The following is a 17415-nucleotide window of genomic DNA, read 5'->3' as shown; positions in this document are numbered from 1 at the left end:
GTGTAGTCGAGAATTTTTTCGATTTTCCCGCCCAGCTGCCCGATGGCGCTGCGGGCGCTGTCGATTTCCCCGTCCGACTCCACGGACTTCATGGCCAAAAACAGGCCCTCCGTCTTTACCAAGGGCATAGCCAGCTCGCAGAGCATGGGCAGGGCCGCCACCGCCCGGGACACGGCCAGGTCGAAGCCCTCCCGGTGCTGCCCGGCGAATTCCTCCGCCCGGGCGTGTACGCAGGTGATGTTTTGCAGGTGCAGAGCCTGGGCCGTCTCCTGCAGGAAGTCAATGCGCTTTCCCAGGCTGTCCAGCAGGGTCAGCTGCGCCGTGGGCTCCAAAATACCCATGGGCATTCCGGGAAATCCGGCCCCGGTGCCCACATCCACCAGGGCTTTGCCCCGGCAGTCCGCCGCCGTCAGCAGCCAGGCGGAGTCCAGCAGGTGCAGCGTGGCCACATCCTTGGGCTCCGTGATGGCCGTCAGGTTCATCACCTTGTTTTTCTCCAGCAGCGCGCCGGCATAACGCTCCAGCGCCGGGGCGGCGGCGGGGTCAGCAGAGCCGCAAGCGGGCGCGGGATCGGTGGTGCCGCAAGCCGGGGCGGCGGCGGGATCGGCGGAGCCGCAGGCGGCGAAGGCGGCGACCTTCTCGAGGTTCTCGGACATGGCGATTCCTTTCTCGTGGTTGGGCGACTATTCGCCCATAACCATCGTCCGAGAAGCTCTCATCTCGCGAAAGAAGGCACCATTCTATTAGCCGGTTACAAATAGGTAAGTAGGTGCGTGCTGGTTAGTAACTGCGATAATGGTTGAAAACCGTCGAGAGGAGTTGCGGTGCTGACCAAGGAAGAGCTGCCCCCATGTCCCGTCGCCACGTGCTTCCAGCTGTTTGGCAACAAGTGGAAGATCTACATCATCCAGCAGCTCAAGGAGCGCGCCTTCGGCTTTAACGAGCTTCAGCGTTCCATCGTGGGCATCAGCCAGAAGGTCCTCTCCTCCAACCTCAAGGAGATGGAGGCGGCGGGTCTCGTCACGCGAACGGTCATTCCCGAGACGCCCATCCGCACGGAGTACGCGCTCTCCGAGGTGGGGGAGAGCCTTATGCCCGTGATTAATTCGATGGTCGAATGGGGTAGCGGCTATCAGAGACTCGTTCGCGAGGACGGATAGTTCTTGGCGTTGCCGTTATAACTGCGCTAGTTCTTCTCGACTGCCCCGTTTTTAACCATGGAGATGACGACGCCAACGACGGCGGCGCATACGGCAGGCAGGATCCAGCCGAGGCCGATGTTTGCGAGCGGCAGAGAGTCGAGAATCAGCGGCACTCCCTTGAAGAAGGCATCGCGGATGGACGTGATGACGCTCACGACGGTCGTCACGCCGATGGCCCATGGCCAAACGAGCGGGAAGCGATCGCACGCGCGGTGCGCCATACCCATGAGGACGAGCAAGATCGAAACGGGATAAAGGGCGTTCAGTAGCGGCACGGAGAACGTCAGGATGGCATCGAGGCCAAAGTTCGAGACGAAGCAGGAGAAGATGGCGAAGCCGGCGGCCCAGATGCGATAGGTCGGGTTAGCCTGCCTGCCATTCTCGTCGACGCCGGCGCTTGCGGATCCGGTGAAATTCTCGCAGAAGTAGGTGCCGCAGCAGCTGATGAGGCCGATGCACACGTTGAGACAGGCCAGCAGGTAGATGGCGGCGATGATCACGGTGCCAGCAAAGCCAAAGTGCAGCGTGGCGGCGGCGGTGAGGATGACGGCGCCGTTGGTGGCATCGGGCATGATGGAGCCGAAGGTCACGCCCACGAAGGCAAGGCCGCAGTAGACGAGGGCCATGAGCACGCCCGCGACCACGCCGGCACGGGAGACCTCGCGCATGATGCCGTGCGAATCGGTGACGCCGAGGGCTTGTATGTTCTCGGCGATGATGATGCCGAAGGTGAGGGACGCGAGCAGGTCCATCGTCTGGTAGCCCGCGAGAAAACCCTGGATGGGCGCGACGTTGTCATAGGGCGGCTGCGGCGCCTGGGCGGTGCCGGCCGGGGCGATGAGCGTGGACCCCACGACCATCACGAGCAGGACGATGAGCGCGGGGCCGGTGATGCGGCCGAGCAGCTTCGTGAGCGCGCCGGGGTGCATGGCGAGTCCGAAGGCGACGGCAAAGAACGCGATGGAGAAGACGAGACGCGTGGTGTCGACGGAGACACCCTCTGGAATCAGGGGGACAAGCATCTCGAATGCGGTCGAGCTGGTGCGGGGAATGGCCAGGCACGGGCCGATTGAGAGGTAGATTGCGGCGACGAAGACCTTCGAGAAGATGGGGTGGACGCGATTGGCGAGCTCGCGGGCGGTGCCCGCAAGTGCCACGGCTACGATGCCAAGGACGGGCAGGCCGATGCCCGCGATGAGGAATCCGATCATGGCGGGGACACAATTGGTTCCCGCTTTGAGGGCCAGCGGCGAAGGCAGAATGAGGTTGCCAGCGCCGAAGAACATCGAGAAGAGGGTAATGCCCACGGCGAGCGACTGTCGGGGCGTAAGAGCAGTGTTCGTCTGGCTACTATCCATGATGGCTCCAATGAGGCCGGCGCTAGAATTGCACCATTTTAGCAAGCGTTTGAATATTCGAGAGCCTGATGCTCAAATTTGGCCAGGCGGCTCTTCTCGGCGGGCGGCTGCTCGTTGGTACGCGTGTCTGGGTGGTCGGCGGCGAGGCATGGGGCCGCGGCCCGACGCGCTCGGGCTACTCCGTTTGCGAGGTGAATTCCACGCGGTCGAGTTGGGGCACGTTGAGGCGGATGAGCCTCTCGGCGGTCTCGCGAGAGCGTTCGTCAAGGGAGTTGTCCGTGACCACGTGGGCGACAGTCTCACGCGTGACCTGCGAGTTTGCCTCGTCGTCTGAGGAGACGTCTACGCCGACTGAGTAGCTCTCGAAGCCCGGGAGAATGGCTTGGAGCTCGCGCGTCGTTTCCATGACGCCGTAGCCGTCCTCGACGCCTTCGCCCGCCGATCCAATTGAGCCCGCCGTGAATATGACGCAGGGGATAGCGAAGATGATGGTGCCCAGGACCACGTAGCGGCGGACCTTGCGCGAGAGGATGTCTGAGAGCCAGGCCTCCTCGGGGTCGACGACGCCGTCGTCGTTGAGGTCGCGATGGAGGGGAACGCGCAGGGCGAGGAGCACGGCTTCGGCCGCCAGCGCGATGAAGACGACATTGATACCGAACTCATAGAGCGCTGCGAGGAAGAACGAGATGTCAGCGATGGCGATGCCGTAACCGGCGGCGCAAAGCGGTGGCATGAGAGCCGTTGCTACGGCAACGCCCGAGATGAGAGTAGCCGGCTCCTGGTTTCTCGAGTTGCCGAGGCCACCGGCGAAGCCGCCCGCGAGTGCTACGGCGAGGTCCCAGATGGTGGGCGTCGAGTTGTCGACCAGGGCGGCAGTCGTGGAGGCGATGGGCGAGAGCCTGAAGTAGATGGTGGAGGTTACGAGGCAGAGAGCCATCTGTACAGCGAGGCCCGCAACAGCCTCGATCGTGAGGCGGCGGTCGAGCGTGGCGATGCCATAGGCTGTGGCGAGCACCGAGCCCATGAGCGGACAGATGAGCATGGCTCCGACGATGGCGATATCCGAGTTGGTGTCGAGGCCGATACAGGCGATCAACATGGCGACGATGAGGATGCAGAGATGCGTGCCATCGAGACGGGCGCCATTCACGAAGCGCTTGCGAATGACGGCATAGGGCGCGCGGCCCTCGCGGATGTTGAACGTTCGCTTGAGGAAGGCGACGAGGTGGGCACGGAGCTCGCTGAGAAGCTCGCGGATCTCGTCGCTGCGTGACTGTTGCTCGGGTTTCATGCGCTGCCTCGGTCGAATTCGGGTTCTAAGGGGGAGAGCCTTCCACGGGTATCCCCACGCAAGGGACACGGTAACGCCGGGCATAAAGGGTGGCAAGGTGGCACTTGCCCGGGCCCGTGCGAGCGGTATTTTTCGGAATCGCGCTGACGGCGTCCCCGTGGAATCGTGTGGGTGGGACCTACTAGGGCCGCGCGGCAGTGCCCGTCGGGCCCGCGCTGACGGTGCCTAACTTGTTGGCTATGAGTTATCGCCGTGTATCGGCTACCATCAGTTCCTAAGTGAATCTGGTTACTAGGAGGCTTTGTGGGTGGCATGACGATCAGGCCCATAACCGCGGATGACGACGAAACGATGGGTGCCATCGCGCGCGATAACCTCGCGGCGGTCGGGCTCGACATTCCGGGTACCGCCTTCTTCGACCCCGAGATCATGCATCTGAGTGGCTTCTACGACGATGACCCTGCGCGCCGCCGTTACTACGTTGCTGTAGATGACGATGGGCGTGTGCTCGGCGGCTGTGGCCTGGCTGAGTTCTTGCCCCTTGAGGGCACGGCTGAGTTGCAGAAGCTTTATCTGACAGACGAGGCGAAGGGCCATGGTTTGGGCACGCGCCTCGTTGGGCTGGTTGAGGAGGCCGCCCGTGAGCTGGGCTACAGGTCCCTGTATCTCGAGACCCATTCGAAGCTTAAGGCGGCGATCAACCTTTACGAGAAGCTTGGCTATCGCGCCATCGATCCGGTCAGTCCCGGGCACGCTGCGATGGACCACTTTTTTATCAAAGACTTGTAGCCGCGGGTTTGGTTGGCAGCCACGCGCAGTCATCCGCCAGCTCCGAGTCCCGTCGCTATGCTGATGCGCAAGCACCGTGGCCCCGAATCGTCCCGTCGTCATGCTGGCACGCCAGCCCCGTATTGATTCCGCTTCTTGAATAACCGGAGGAATTATCGTGTCGTCAGACTTCTTTGACCTTCTCTACAACGGCTATACCGGCGAGTACCAGCTGATGAGCTCGCTCTATCGCAATGGGCTCGATGCGCTGCGTCCCCCGGCGGACATGGGCATCGACGTCGTCTCCCTTAACCTCAAGCAGCAGCTTGAGCATCCTGGCGTGGAGCCGGAGACGTTCTTCTTCCAGGTCAAGACCGCCGTCACGGACGTCTGCGAGGTGGAGGGCCAGCATGGAGCCATCACCACGGTGACGTTCAAGCTCAAGGAGTCCGAGGTTGACCTGCTTGCGCGTGGCAGGGAGCGGGCGCTGTTTTGCTATGTGTACAACAGCATGGCGGGCACCCTCACGGATGCATTCGAGACCCCGTTCATGTGCTTCTGGATGGATGGAGAGCGCCTCGAGACCCTTCGTCGCGCCGGCGTTTTCTATCGCCAGGAGGGCGACACGAAGCTGACGCTTGCCTGCCAGCTGCGTAAGCCCAAGCATGAGTTTGGCCACTGGTATGCTCTTGTGGTCAACTCTGATGGTGGTCAGGTCGACGGTGGCTACCTGGGGGTTGTTGGCGGCTCGGGCAATCCCGCCAGCGATGGGGCGGACCACTACAGCGTGTCCGGCTATCTCGAGTACGCTCGTCGTGCCGCCGGGGCGACCGCTGGCGAGGAATAGCATTTGAGGAAGATGCCCCGTTCGCCTGACGGGGTGATAGCCACCCTTGCCTGACGAGCCGATTCGCCTCACGTGAAGATACTGGGGCGAGCGGGCGCATTGCGGGTGCTGCGAGGCATTCGGCACGCCGTTATCCCTGCTTCTCGCTACAATGTTCGAGTCAAAACCGCACGATGAAGGAACAATTGCATGTCTTTCCTTGAAGACCAGATTTCCTCGCGCCGCACGTTCGCGATCATTTCGCACCCGGACGCCGGCAAAACCACCCTTACCGAGAAGCTCCTCCTGTACACCGGCAGCATTCAGACCGCCGGTTCGGTCAAGGGCAAGAGCAGCTCGAAGCACGCGGTCTCCGACTGGATGGACATCGAGAAGGAACGCGGCATCTCCGTCACCTCTTCGGTGCTCCAGTTCACCTACGAGGGTCACTGCGTCAACATCCTCGACACCCCTGGACACCAGGACTTCTCCGAGGACACCTATCGAACCCTCATGGCGGCAGACGCCGCGGTCATGGTTATCGACGGCGCGAAGGGCGTCGAGGCCCAGACCAAGAAGCTGTTCAAGGTCTGCACGCTGCGCCACATCCCCATCTTTACCTTCGTCAACAAGCTTGACCATGACGCTCGCGATCCCTTCGAGCTCATGGAGGAGATCGAGAACGTTCTCGGCATCAATACGTATCCCATGAACTGGCCTATCGGCAGCGGCCGCAACTTCCGCGGCGTCTTCGATCGCCAGACCCGTCACGTCATTGCCTTTGAGGGCGAGGGTCGCGCCAATGCCACCAAGAAGGTTGCGGAGATCGAGGCCGAGCTCGGCGATCCCTCTATGGATGAGCTGATTGGCGAGGAGAACCACCGTACTCTGATGGACGACATCGAGCTTCTTGACGGCGCCGGTGACGAGCTGGATCTCGATGCCGTCGCCTGCGGCAAACTGTCGCCCGCGTTCTTCGGCTCTGCCCTCACCAACTTTGGCGTCGAGCCATTCCTCAAGGAATTCCTGCGTCTTACCTCGGCTCCGCGTGCCTATACGGATTGCCTTACGGGCGAGCCCGTGCCTCCCACGCGTGATGACTTCAGCGGTTTCGTGTTCAAGATCCAGGCGAATATGGACAAGAACCACCGCGACCGCATCGCCTTCGTGCGCATTTGTTCGGGTAAGTTCGAGCGCGGCATGACCGCCTACCACGTGCAGGGCGAGCGCTCGCTCAAGCTCGCCACGGGTACGTCGATGATGGCCGACGATCGCGCCATCGTGGACGAGGCCTATGCCGGCGATATCGTCGGACTGTTTGACCCGGGCATCTTCTCCATTGGCGACACGGTGTGCACCGGCAAGCCTCCCGTGCGCTTCTCCGGCATCCCCACCTTCTCGCCCGAGCACTTCGCGCGCATTTCGCAGGTCGACACTCTCAAGCGCAAGCAGTTCGTGAAGGGCATGGAGGAGCTCGCCCAGGAGGGTGCCATCCAGATCTTCCGCGAGCTTGGCGCTGGCATGGAGAGCGTTATCGTCGGCGTTGTGGGCGTGCTGCAGTTCGAGGTCCTCGAGCAGCGCCTCAAGAGCGAGTACCACGTCGAGGTCTATCGTCAGGCCCTTCCGTACCAGATGCTTCGCTGGATTGATGGCGATATGGACGAGAAGGCCGTCCGCGCCCTCAACCTCACGCGCGACACCTGCCGCGTCGAGGACATGCGCGGGGGCAAGCTGCTGCTCTTCACGAGCCAGTGGAACCTTGACTATGCCGTGGACCACAACGAGGGCCTCACGCTCAATGAGTTTGGCAACGTTACGTTCTAGCTCGATACCCGAGGTCCAAGGGTCGAAGCCCGAGGGTCGAAGCCCGAGGACCGAAGCTCGATACCCGAAGTTCGAATGCCGTGGCGTGTTCCATGTCGATTGCGTTCAGGGGCGAACGAATCCCGGAACAGTTTGATTTCCGATGAGGCGGTGGCCGCGCGCTTTAGCCGGCCACCGCTTTGCTTTTGTGAAAGGACGCTTATGAATATCACGGTCTACCTGGGCGCGAGCGAGGGCAGGGACCCGGCGCTCAAGACCGCGGTGCGAGAGCTTGGCGCGTGGATCGGCGAGTCTGGTAACGCGCTGGTCTACGGAGGCTCCAAGAGCGGGCTCATGGGCGAGCTTGCTCAGAGCGTTATCGCGGCGGGCGGCGAGGCGACGGGCGTCGAGCCGCGCGAGTTCATCGAGCGCGAGTTCCAGTACGACGAGCTCACGCGTCTCGTCGTTACCGAGACGATGGCCGAGCGTAAGGCCACGATGATTGAGCTCGGCGATGCGTTCGTGGCGTTCCCCGGTGGTACGGGCACGCTTGAGGAGATCGCGGAGGTCATGAGTGAGGTCGCGCTGGGCCACCTCGACGCCCCGTGCATCCTCTATAACCTCGGCGGTTTCTACGATGCGCTCGCCTCGCAGCTGGCCCTCATGATCGAGATGGGGCTCTCCACCCATGAGCGCCAGCGCGGCATCCACTTCGCCACCTCGCTCGCGGAGATTCGCGCGCTGTTGTAGTTGGCGGAACCATTTCTAGCTCGCCGCCGGGCGAAGGTTCCAGATGTCTTCGAATAGGATGCGCGCGTCGGGCTGGCCTCCTTCCCCAATTAGTATGAGCATGCGGAATGTGCTGTCTACCTGGCGAACCTTGCCAATCGCGGTGCGATAGCGATCGCGCCCGTAGTAGGTGGCCTCTACCAAGTCACCCTTGCGTAACCGTACGAGCATCCGCGATATCTCTTCTGCGTGCTCCTCCGTGAGGGTGCGCCTTGCCTCGCCCGCGTTCGCCTGCTCGGCCGCCAGCTCCTCGAAGCCCGTGAGGGCCGCAAATGGCATGAACTGTGCGGCGTCCGTATTGTGCGTGGCGTCATTTGTCGCGTACATCCTATGCATGATGTCCTCCCACCTGAGCATTCCTTTCCATGCCCGTCGCCTCGTCGCGCAGGCTTCTGCCGCGCACGAGCGCGTTCTTGCCGAATCTGCTCTTTACCGCGAGCGCCGCCTCGGCGAGACGCCGCTCTGCCGCTTCCGCCTCGAGGTCTGTGAAGAGCGTGACCTCTGCCTCTTCCTGGCTTATGAGGTCGCCAAAGCCGATGGTGAGGCGCTTTACCTTGCGGGCGGGGTCGACCACGTCGTTGTACATGCGCTCCAACTCACCCATGAGGGCCTCTCGTGAGCAGGTGTGGGCCGAGAGCTTGTGGGAGGTGGCCGCATGGGGGCCGCGCCGCATCATCGCGATCTCCCACTCTGCATGGTCAACCTCGTAGCCAACCCATAACGAGACGTGCCCGCAGGCGAGGCGACTGCCCACGAGATCGAGCACGGCCTCGTCGACCATCTCGCGGACGATGGTGAGGGCCTCATCCGTTGTGTAGGGGCGCGTGAGCACTTGTCCCGTACTGATGGAGTGCCGCTCTGGCTCATAGGTCTGGATTTGCTCGATCGAACAATTCTCGATGCCTCGCGCATGCTCCATAAGGTGGCGTGCATTGATGCCAAACTCGCGCCTGAGCAGAGGCTCGTCCATGAGCACAACGCCGGCAAGGTCATAGACGCCATAGCGCGCGAGGCGTCTTGCGATGCCCGGGCCAATCTGCCAGATGTCCGTTATGGGACGGTGGTACCAGATCAGGCGACGGAAGCGCTCGCCGTCGAGCATGCCGATGTGGCTCTCCTCGTGTTTGGCCAGGATGTCGAGCGCGACCTTCGCGAGGAAGAGGTTGGTGCCGATGCCCGCCGTGGCGCAGATGTGCGTCTCGGCGCGGACGGCATCCATTAGCATGCGGGCGAGACCCATGGCATCCGTCCCGTAGAGGGAGAGATAGGGCGTGGCATCTATGAAGCACTCGTCGACTGAGTAGACATGAATGTCTTCCTTGGCAATAAAGCGCAGGTATATGCCATAGATTTGCGCTGAGACCTCCATATAGCGACGCATGTGCGGTCTGATCGCCCGGTAACGGATATTGGGCGGTATCTCGAAAAGACGTGGCCTGCCCGAAAGGCCGCAGGCCTTGATGGCGGGGGAGAGGGCCAAGCAGATGGTGCCGGGGCCGCGGCTCGTGTCTGCTACGACGAGATTCTCCTCAAAGGGGTCAAGCCCTAAATCGGCGCATTCGACAGAGGCGTAGAAGCTCTTGAGGTCGATGCAGAGGTAGACGTGGCCCGTATCCGACGGGTCTCGCGCGGTCGAGGGGTCGATGCCCACCGTGCTGCAAAATGTGTTCATGCCTCGCCTCCGTGCAAACAGTTGTTCGTATCTCTCGAACCCATGATGCAACGGATTGCGGACACTAAGTAGCCGCGAACGGGGAGCTCACAATGACGTCACGGCTTGTTCGATGTGGGCGAATAAACCGCAGGTAGTTACCTTCCCACATGCCCCTCGCGGGCATAGAAGGCACGGTTGTTGGGCGTCTCGTCAACCTCGATTTGGGAGATGGGGAGGTTGCGTTCGGCAAGGCGATCGAAGAACCAGCGGGCTAGGTTTTCGGCCGTGGTCCGGAATGGCAGCATGGTGAGCGTGAAGCCTTCGTTTTCGAGGGCGGTGACGGTAGCGGGCGCAAGCGAGCCCTCCTCCACAAGGAAGGTGTGGTCAAGCTCGTCGGCGACTTCGGCGACGATGCGCTTGAACACACCAAAGTCGATGACCATGTCGCGCATGGTGCCATCATTCGTGACGGTGCCGTCATCTCTCAGGGCGCCTTCGCCGTTCGTGCCATCTTGCAGATCCTCAACCTCGATGGTCGCTACGACACGCCAGCGGTGGCCATGGAGGTTCTCGCACTTGCCGTAATAGTTGGTGAGAAAGTGGGCGCCGTCGAAGTGCGCCTCGGCCTGAAGACCGTACATGCGAGCCCCTTTGCTGCCTGGGGCTTGGGCCACTCAGGCGTATTAGCTGTGATTTTGCGCGTCGCTCTGAGACGCGTCCGTCAAGTCGTCCGAAGTCCCGGCGGGAGTCTCCTCCCCGTCAACGGGACTAAAGGCATCATAGTCGACAGTAAAGAGGTCGCGCACGTCGATGTCAAAGACGTCTGAAAGGGCGATGAGGGTCGAAAGCGTCGGGTTCATCGGATAGCCCGGACGCGACTCGCCCTTTTCAAACTTCTGATAGGTGTACGTGGAGATGCCGGCTCGTTGCGCCACTTCTTCTTGCGTGTATCCGCTCTTGAATCGGAGCATGCGCATGCGTCGCGAGAGCTCGCTTGAGTAATTCTCTTTTGTGAGGCGGTGCGTGCAGGTAGCCATTCCTCAAATATGTGTGGCAATGGTGCGCGGCGCCACCATACCAAGATGGTGTTGATGCCGAATGACCTTATGAGACGTCCCGTAAGGCGCGTTCTTAATGTCCGCATATAACCGTACAATCACTAATCGATGACATCCGCCCTGCTCACACCGGGAGACACCATGAGACTTCTTCACATCGCAGACCTGCACATCGGCAAGCGCGTGTGCGAGTTCTCCATGTTGGATGATCAGCGCCATATCCTCACACAGGTCCTAGACCTGCTGCGCGGGGGCACCGTTGACGCCCTGCTCGTCGCGGGAGACCTATATGACAAGCCCTCTCCCAGCTCGGAGGCGGTCTCCATGGTCGACTGGTTCTTTGATGAGGTGGCGCAGTCGGGCGTGCCGGCCGTGGTTGTTCCCGGCAACCATGACTCTGCGGAGCGCGTGGGCTATGCGGCGGCCTCGCTCGCACGTCGCGGGGTGTACGCGTCTCCTGTCTTTAACGGCTCGATTGGTCCCGTCGAGCTTGAGGATGAGTGGGGTCCGGTGCGCATCTGGCCTATTCCCTTCCTGCGTCCGCCGACCGTTCGCCACTATTTTCCCGATGCAACGGTTGAGAACTACACGGATGCCGTGCGTGTAGTCGTTGAGGCTTGTGACCTGGGGCGTATTGAGGGCGCGGGTGCCGCGCGCAACGTCGCCGTGGCTCACCAGTTCGTGACGGCGGGCGCCTTTACGCCGGAGCGTTGCGACTCGGAGGTCTCTGTGGGTGGTTTGGACAACGTTGACGCTGGTGTGTTTGAGTCTTTCGACTACGTGGCCCTGGGGCACATCCATGGCCCGCAGCGCGTGGGCAGCGAGCGCGTTAGGTATTCGGGGTCGATTCTCAAGTATTCGCTCTCCGAGGCGGATGGTCAGAAGTCCGCCGTGCTCGTCGAGCTGGGCGCCGCAGGCGATTCTCCTGCGATAGAGCTCGTTCCTCTCAGGCCCCTTCATGACCTGCGGCGTATTCGCGGGCCTCTCGATCGCCTCGTCTCGCCAGAGGTGGTTGGCGCGGCGGATTCGCATGACTATCTGCATGTGCTTCTTACGGACGAGAACCCTGCGATTGATGCGATGGCGCGCCTTCGCGATGTCTACCCCAACGTCATGAGCGTTGCCTATGACAATGCTCGCACCCGTGCGGAGGGTCTGGCCACGCATGACGCTCCCGCCACTGACGAAGCGAGTCCCCTCGAACTCTTTAACGAGTTTTATGAGCGCCAGAATGGTGCGCCCCTTTCCGATGGCCAGCTTGCCGTCGTGACCGAAGAACTCGAGCGAATCAAGGTGATGTAGATGAGACCCATTAAGCTCACGATGAGCGCGTTCGGTCCGTACTCTGGCGAGGTTGTGGTTGATTTCGCGAGCTTGGGGTCCACGGGTCTCTACCTCGTCTGCGGAGATACCGGTGCCGGCAAGACCACGATCTTCGATGCCGTCTCGTTTGCCCTGTTCGGATCTCCCAGCGGCCAAGATCGCACCGCACGTAGCCTGCGTAGCGATTTCGCCTCGGCTGCTACCCCGACGTTTGTCGAGCTCGAGTTCGAGCATCGTGGCCAGCGTTACACGATTCGCCGCAATCCCGAGTACGAGCGCCCCAAGCTTCGTGGCGACGGCCTGACGACACAGACCGCGGATGCGGAGCTTCGTATGCCGGAGGCCGCTCCCATAACGGGGACGCGCGACGTAGACGCCGCCATCTTGGAGCTGGTTGGCATCGATCGGTCGCAGTTCTCACAGATCGTGATGATTGCCCAGGGAGATTTCCGCCGCCTGCTTTCCGCGGGCACAAAGGAACGTGCCGCCATTTTGCGCAAGCTATTTGGCACTGCGCCCTATGACGAGTTCCAGAAGGCGCTCAAGCGTCGTCGTGACAAACTTGAGGATGACAGCAAGACGGTCCGCAACCGTCTCCTGGCGCTTGCCCCCATGATCTCGATTTCTGACAAGGCCGAGGTGGCCGAGGAGGGCGAGGAGGCAGGAGATGCCGCCACGTCTACGCGCCGCGAGCGACGTGATGCGCTTGGGGCCTCTGAGGCTCCGGATGCCAAGGACATGCTTGCCCTCATTGCCGAGCAAGACGCTGCCGACGAGGCGATTCTCGGTGCGCTCGCGGGAGAAGCCTCTGCTGCCGCGGTTCAGGTTGAGACCCTGACGGCCCTCTCGGAACGTGCCGGTCAGGTGCGGGCAGCGAAAGCTTCCCTCGAGGAGACGGTCTCAAAGCTCGGCATCGCACGCGAGAGTGTCGAGGCGGCGAAGGCGGAGCTCGATGAATGCGCGAAGACTGGACCCAGGCGCAAGGAGCTTTCAGACTCCGTGACCGTTCTCTCGCGTGAGCTCGAGTCATACGCGAAGCTTGGTCGCGCGCGCGAGGAGGTTCGCGAGGCAGCGCAGGGGGTTCGCGATGCCGAGGGGGACTTGCAAGAGGCGGAGGGTAATCTTGGGGCTATGCGGTCCGAGCTCGTGGAGGCTCGCAAGAAGACGGCCGATCTCTCTCAGGCTCCCGCGGAGCTTGCTGAGGCTAAGGCGGCTCAAGAAGCTGCTGCCCAGAGTCTCAAGGATGCAGAAGAAGCTGTTGCCGGATGCGCGGAGCTCGCGCGACGCAAGAATGCCTTGGCTGAGCTCAAGAAGGACGCGGAACAGGCCGAGAAGTACCGCTCATCTTTGGATGAGGCTGCCAGGGCGGCGGTGACTGCGCTGTCCGAGCTGAGGTCTCGGGAGGCGTCGTTCTCGGACGCCTCTGGTGCCGCCGCGCGGGCGAGGGCGCTCGTGGAAGACCTCGAGCGCCGCGTTGAACAGGCTCGCAAGGATTATCGCGACCTCCAGGCGAGAGAGAAGGCTGCCCAGGCCGATGAAAGGGAGCTGGCTAAGGCGCAGGATGAATACTGTGCCGCGCGAGAGGCCCTCGAGTTTGCTCGAGGTGCCTACTCTCTTGTGCAGCGAGCCTTTATGGATGCTCAGGCGGGTATCCTCGCGCGAGACCTCGTGAACGGAGCACCGTGTCCGGTTTGCGGTTCCATCGAGCATCCCAACCCTGCCGTTCTTGCAGACGAAGCTCCGTCTGAGGGAGGCGTGAAGAACGCAGAGGCCGCCTTTAACGCTGCGAGCGAGGCCGCAAATGCTAGGTCCAACGCCGCGTCTGCGGCCCGTCAAAAGGCGGATGGCTCAGCGGCTGAGCTGGCGCGCCTCCAGGAGCAGGTTGGAACCGCGGAGGAAGTCGCGTCTCTTGGCAAGAAGCTCGCAACTCAGCTTGACGCCGCCAAGGAGGACAGATCGAAGGCAGAGCAGGCTCTCACCGATCTTGCTGAGCTGCGCGAACTGATCAAGTCGGCTGAAAAGCGAGAAAAGGATAGTGCCGCGGCGCTTGATGACGCGCGTTCGAGCGCCGAGCGGGCTTCGCGTGCGCACGCCGCCGCGGAATCCGCCCTCGACCAATTCACTGCCTCGCTGTCTACGGTTGACGCTTCGGTTGCTAACGAGAGGCTCGAACAGGCGAAGCTCGTGCTTGAGGATACGAAGGAGGGATGCCGTACTGCCCAGGCAAACGAGGATGCTCGCGTGGCCTCTGCCGACAGGGCGACGAATCTCGAGGCCGAGATTGCCGAGGCCGAGGGACGCTCAAACCAGCTCCGCACTCAGCTGGAGTCCCTAAGGCAGGCGCTTACCCAGTCGACGGCTAGGGCCGAGTCGCTCGCGGAAGGGCTTTCGTTCGAGGACGAGGCGACGGCATCGGCGCGGCTCGAGGACATGAGAAGTGAGCTTGAGGACCTTATCTCTGCGCTCGAAGCGGCTCAAGGCAACCTCTCGGATCGAGAGCTTGCGGTCTCGAAACTCGAGGAACGAGCCAATACACTGGAGGCGCAGATCTCCGCGCTTGATGTCGACGATTCCGTGTCTGCTGATGAGCTTGAGTCGCAGCTCGCCCTGGCTCGAGCCAGGGCGAACGAGCTTGCCCGTCAGAAGGCGAGCGCAGAGCAGCGTCGTGAGACAAACGGGGAGATTGCGCGCCAGCTTGAGGAGCTCGGCGATCGCGCTGCGACGGTAAATGCGCGCTTTGGCGAGCTGGATTCTCTCGCCAAGACCGCAAGCGGAACCCTCGTGGGCAAGGAGCGCATCACGTTCGAGACCTATCTGCAAGCTCGCTGGTTTGATCGCGTCCTGGCGGCGGCAAACCGTCGTCTGCTTGTGATGACGGACGGACGCTACGAGCTTGTCCGCCATAGCGGACAGCGTAGCGGTTCGGGTGCGGCACAATCGGGTCTCGACCTCGACGTTCGCGACTCCTTTACCGGGCGCCCGCGCGCTGCGTCGTCACTTTCTGGCGGCGAGTCCTTCAAGGCATCGCTTGCGCTTGCGCTGGGTCTTTCCGACGTGGTCCAGGCGAATGCGGGCGGCATCGAGCTCGACACGATGTTTGTGGACGAGGGCTTCGGCACGCTCGACGAGGAGTCCCTGCAGCTTGCGCTTCGCACGCTCACTGAGCTTTCGGGCTCGAACAAGCTCGTGGGTATCATCAGCCACGTTGATGAGCTTCGCACCAGCATCGATCGCAAGATCGTGGTCGAGGCGGGACGTACGGGGTCCACCCTCCATATCGAAGGCGCCGTTGCCTAGCCAAAGGTGACAAGGGGACAGTCCCTTTGTCACCTTTTCGTTACTATGGTTGCTCAGCCGTCCACCCACTCTGAGACTCGGAGTGCCTCTATGCATCGCATCCTGTTCGTCTGCCTCGGTAACATCTGTCGCTCGACCATGGCTCAGTTCGTTATGGAGGACCTCGTCCGCCGCGCGGGACGCGAGGGCGAGTTCATGATCGACTCCGCCGGCACGTGTGACGAAGAGCTTGGCAATCCGCCCCACTACGGCACGGTCAACAAGCTGAACGAGATTGGCGTTCCCGTGGGGCATCACCGCGCTCGCCTCATTCGAGCCAGCGAATATGCGGATTGGGACTACATCGTCTATATGGACTCGAGCAACGGCCGCGATCTTAACCACATCTTCTCGGGCGATCCGGAAGGCAAGTGTGTGAAGCTTCTCTCCTTCGTTCCCGAGGATTCTACGCTGCGTCCTCGTGCTCGCATGCACGATGGATCCGTGCGTGACGTCGCCGACCCCTGGTGGACTCACAATTTCGATGACACCTACCGCGACGTTTCCGCCGCTTGTGTTGCGATGCTGGAAAGTCTTGAGAAATAAGCCGAGCGTCCGGCGAACTCCGACGTACAATCGCAGGTCACAAAAACGCGCCTGAAAGCGCGTCGTGTCCAGCGACGGAGGTTCCCATGCAGTTCTCGAAGCGTCTCGACCGGTTCGGCAGCGAGGTCTTTGCCTCGCTCAACGCTCGCCGCCGCGAGCTCGAGGCTTCGGGCCGCACGGTTATCGACCTTTCCGTGGGTACGCCGGACTTCGAGCCACCCGCGCATGTGAAGAACGCTCTTATCGAGGCTGCCAAGGATTCCGAGAACTGGAAGTATGCCCTGGCAGATCTTCCCGAGCTCACCCAGGCCGTCATCGACTACTATGCAGACCGCTTCGGCGTTACCGGGCTCACCCCCGACCAAATCATGAGCGTGAACGGAACGCAGGAGGGCATGGGCCGCATGGCGGAGGCCCTCCTCGACGAGGGCGACCTCGTGCTCGTGCCCGACCCCTGCTATCCGCTCTTCCGCGCCTCTGCCCTTATTGCCGGCGCCGACCTCGCCTTCTATCCGCTTGCGGAGGAGAACGGCTTCCTGCCGGATGTCTCCGCCATCGACCCCGCCGTCGCGGACCGTGCGAAGTACATGGTTGTTTCTCTGCCCGCAAACCCCGTGGGTTCGGTGGGCACGCCGGAGAACTACGCCCAGATCATCGAGTTTGCCCGCGCCCATGACCTCCTGATCGTCCATGACAATGCCTATAGCGACATCATCTTCGATGGTGGCGAGGGCCATAGCTTCTTTGAGAACCCCGGTGCAGCTGAGGTTGGCGTCGAGTTCTTCAGCCTCTCCAAGTCCTTCAACGTCACGGGTGCTCGTGTGAGTTTCCTTATCGGCCGCGCCGATGTCATCGCGGCTACGAGAAAGCTCCGTGGCCAGAGCGATTACGGCATGTTCCTGCCCATTCAATACGCTGCCATCGTGGCGCTCAACGGCCCTCGCGATTCCGTTCGCACCCAGGAGCTGCTCTACCAGGAGCGTCGCGATGCCCTGTGCGATGGCCTGGAATCAATCGGCTGGGAACGTCCCAACGCGCATGGCTCGATGTTCGTCTGGGCGCGCCTTCCGCATGGACGCACGGATTCGATGCAGTTTGTGCTAGAGCTTATGGAAAAGGCCGGTGTCATCGTGACGCCGGGTGCCAGCTTCGGTCCCGCGGGGGAGGGCTTCGTGCGTATGGCGCTCGTGCAGCCGCCTGCGGTCATCCGCGAGGCCGTCTCTGCGATTGACGAGTCTGGGCTATAGCGCCGAGCCCGCTTGGACCCCGTTCGAGGTCCAAAGTTGTACATGAATCAATGAACAACCACTCTGAGCTGGCATTAAATTGTCTATCGGAACGAGGTCAATTCGTCTTGTAAATCGACGGATTGAGAATTTCCGTGGGCGGTCATTACTCCACGCTTACGGAAAACAGCGTTTGGAGAAACCGCTCGCCGGATAAACTTCTACGCGGTTGAGT

16 protein-coding genes are annotated in these 17415 nt (G+C 61.9%); 9 read left to right on the top strand and 7 right to left on the bottom strand.

From position 1 onward, the window contains the following. Window positions 1–656 (bottom strand): 16S rRNA (guanine(527)-N(7))-methyltransferase RsmG (rsmG, locus tag Q0H23_RS03510; protein WP_293835742.1); only part of this gene is annotated, 656 nt, incomplete at its 3' end. A 168-nt stretch (window positions 657–824) separates the two neighbouring features. On the opposite strand from rsmG, the gene Q0H23_RS03505 reads away from it, so the two are divergent. Then, the gene (locus tag Q0H23_RS03505) at window positions 825–1160 is read left to right on the top strand and encodes a helix-turn-helix domain-containing protein (protein WP_293814355.1); all 336 of its coding nucleotides are present in this window, start codon (window positions 825–827) and stop codon (window positions 1158–1160) included. Between the two features lie 26 nt (window positions 1161–1186). Here the strand turns inward: Q0H23_RS03505 and brnQ are convergent, their stop codons facing one another. Further along, complete coding sequence (brnQ, locus tag Q0H23_RS03500) at window positions 1187–2560, bottom strand: branched-chain amino acid transport system II carrier protein (RefSeq protein WP_293835738.1); 1374 nt, start codon at window positions 2558–2560, stop codon at window positions 1187–1189. A 175-nt stretch (window positions 2561–2735) separates the two neighbouring features. Beyond that, window positions 2736–3851 carry a DUF389 domain-containing protein gene (locus Q0H23_RS03495; protein WP_293835736.1) on the bottom strand — a complete coding sequence of 372 codons (1116 nt, stop codon included), beginning with the start codon at window positions 3849–3851 and terminating at the stop codon, window positions 2736–2738. 312 nt (window positions 3852–4163) lie between these two features. Between Q0H23_RS03495 and Q0H23_RS03490 the strand changes: the two genes are divergently transcribed. The 4 genes from Q0H23_RS03490 to Q0H23_RS03475 all read left to right on the top strand — a co-directional run bounded on the left by Q0H23_RS03490 (window position 4164) and on the right by Q0H23_RS03475 (window position 7998). Continuing rightward, window positions 4164–4640, top strand: a complete 477-nt coding sequence (locus tag Q0H23_RS03490) for a GNAT family N-acetyltransferase (RefSeq protein ID WP_293835745.1) — start codon at window positions 4164–4166, stop codon at window positions 4638–4640. A 157-nt stretch (window positions 4641–4797) separates the two neighbouring features. Beyond that, the gene (locus tag Q0H23_RS03485) at window positions 4798–5466 is read left to right on the top strand and encodes a hypothetical protein (protein WP_293835734.1); all 669 of its coding nucleotides are present in this window, start codon (window positions 4798–4800) and stop codon (window positions 5464–5466) included. A gap of 189 nt (window positions 5467–5655) precedes the next feature. Next, entirely contained in the window at window positions 5656–7269 is a 1614-nt protein-coding gene (locus tag Q0H23_RS03480; RefSeq protein WP_293835731.1) for a peptide chain release factor 3, read from the top strand. 201 nt (window positions 7270–7470) lie between these two features. Next, the gene (locus Q0H23_RS03475; protein WP_293835729.1) at window positions 7471–7998 is read left to right on the top strand and encodes a TIGR00730 family Rossman fold protein; all 528 of its coding nucleotides are present in this window, start codon (window positions 7471–7473) and stop codon (window positions 7996–7998) included. Window positions 7999–8013: 15 nt separating this feature from the next. Here the strand turns inward: Q0H23_RS03475 and Q0H23_RS03470 are convergent, their stop codons facing one another. From Q0H23_RS03470 to Q0H23_RS03455, 4 genes are all read right to left on the bottom strand, one after another. Further along, the gene (locus Q0H23_RS03470; protein WP_293835727.1) at window positions 8014–8373 is read right to left on the bottom strand and encodes a hypothetical protein; all 360 of its coding nucleotides are present in this window, start codon (window positions 8371–8373) and stop codon (window positions 8014–8016) included. Next, window positions 8366–9709 (bottom strand): DNA repair protein, encoded by a 1344-nt coding sequence (locus Q0H23_RS03465; protein ID WP_293835725.1) that lies wholly within the window; start codon window positions 9707–9709, stop codon window positions 8366–8368. Before Q0H23_RS03465 ends, Q0H23_RS03470 begins: the two co-directional genes overlap by 8 nt. 137 nt (window positions 9710–9846) lie before the next feature. Further along, window positions 9847–10332 carry a 6-carboxytetrahydropterin synthase gene (locus Q0H23_RS03460; RefSeq protein WP_293835723.1) on the bottom strand — a complete coding sequence of 162 codons (486 nt, stop codon included), beginning with the start codon at window positions 10330–10332 and terminating at the stop codon, window positions 9847–9849. A 42-nt stretch (window positions 10333–10374) separates the two neighbouring features. Further along, on the bottom strand, window positions 10375–10728 hold the full coding sequence (locus tag Q0H23_RS03455; protein WP_293835721.1) for a helix-turn-helix domain-containing protein: 354 nt from the start codon (window positions 10726–10728) through the stop codon (window positions 10375–10377). A gap of 162 nt (window positions 10729–10890) precedes the next feature. Here Q0H23_RS03455 and Q0H23_RS03450 point away from each other — a divergent pair, with 162 nt between their 5' ends. The 4 genes from Q0H23_RS03450 to Q0H23_RS03435 all read left to right on the top strand — a co-directional run bounded on the left by Q0H23_RS03450 (window position 10891) and on the right by Q0H23_RS03435 (window position 17201). After that, window positions 10891–12051 carry an exonuclease SbcCD subunit D gene (locus Q0H23_RS03450; protein WP_293835719.1) on the top strand — a complete coding sequence of 387 codons (1161 nt, stop codon included), beginning with the start codon at window positions 10891–10893 and terminating at the stop codon, window positions 12049–12051. Then, the gene (locus Q0H23_RS03445) at window positions 12052–15369 is read left to right on the top strand and encodes an SMC family ATPase (RefSeq protein ID WP_293835717.1); all 3318 of its coding nucleotides are present in this window, start codon (window positions 12052–12054) and stop codon (window positions 15367–15369) included. Window positions 15370–15459: 90 nt separating this feature from the next. Continuing rightward, a complete protein-coding gene (locus tag Q0H23_RS03440) occupies window positions 15460–15954 on the top strand; it encodes a low molecular weight protein-tyrosine-phosphatase (protein ID WP_293835715.1) in 495 nt (164 codons plus the stop codon). An 86-nt stretch (window positions 15955–16040) separates the two neighbouring features. Then, window positions 16041–17201: an aminotransferase class I/II-fold pyridoxal phosphate-dependent enzyme gene (locus tag Q0H23_RS03435; protein WP_293835713.1), complete on the top strand. Its 1161-nt coding sequence runs from the start codon at window positions 16041–16043 to the stop codon at window positions 17199–17201. Window positions 17202–17415 lie beyond the last annotated feature (214 nt).

The sequence above is a fragment of the uncultured Parolsenella sp. genome (assembly GCF_934660935.1).
Classification (GTDB): domain Bacteria; phylum Actinomycetota; class Coriobacteriia; order Coriobacteriales; family Atopobiaceae; genus Parolsenella.
This window is presented reverse-complemented; position numbering and strand designations above follow the sequence as displayed.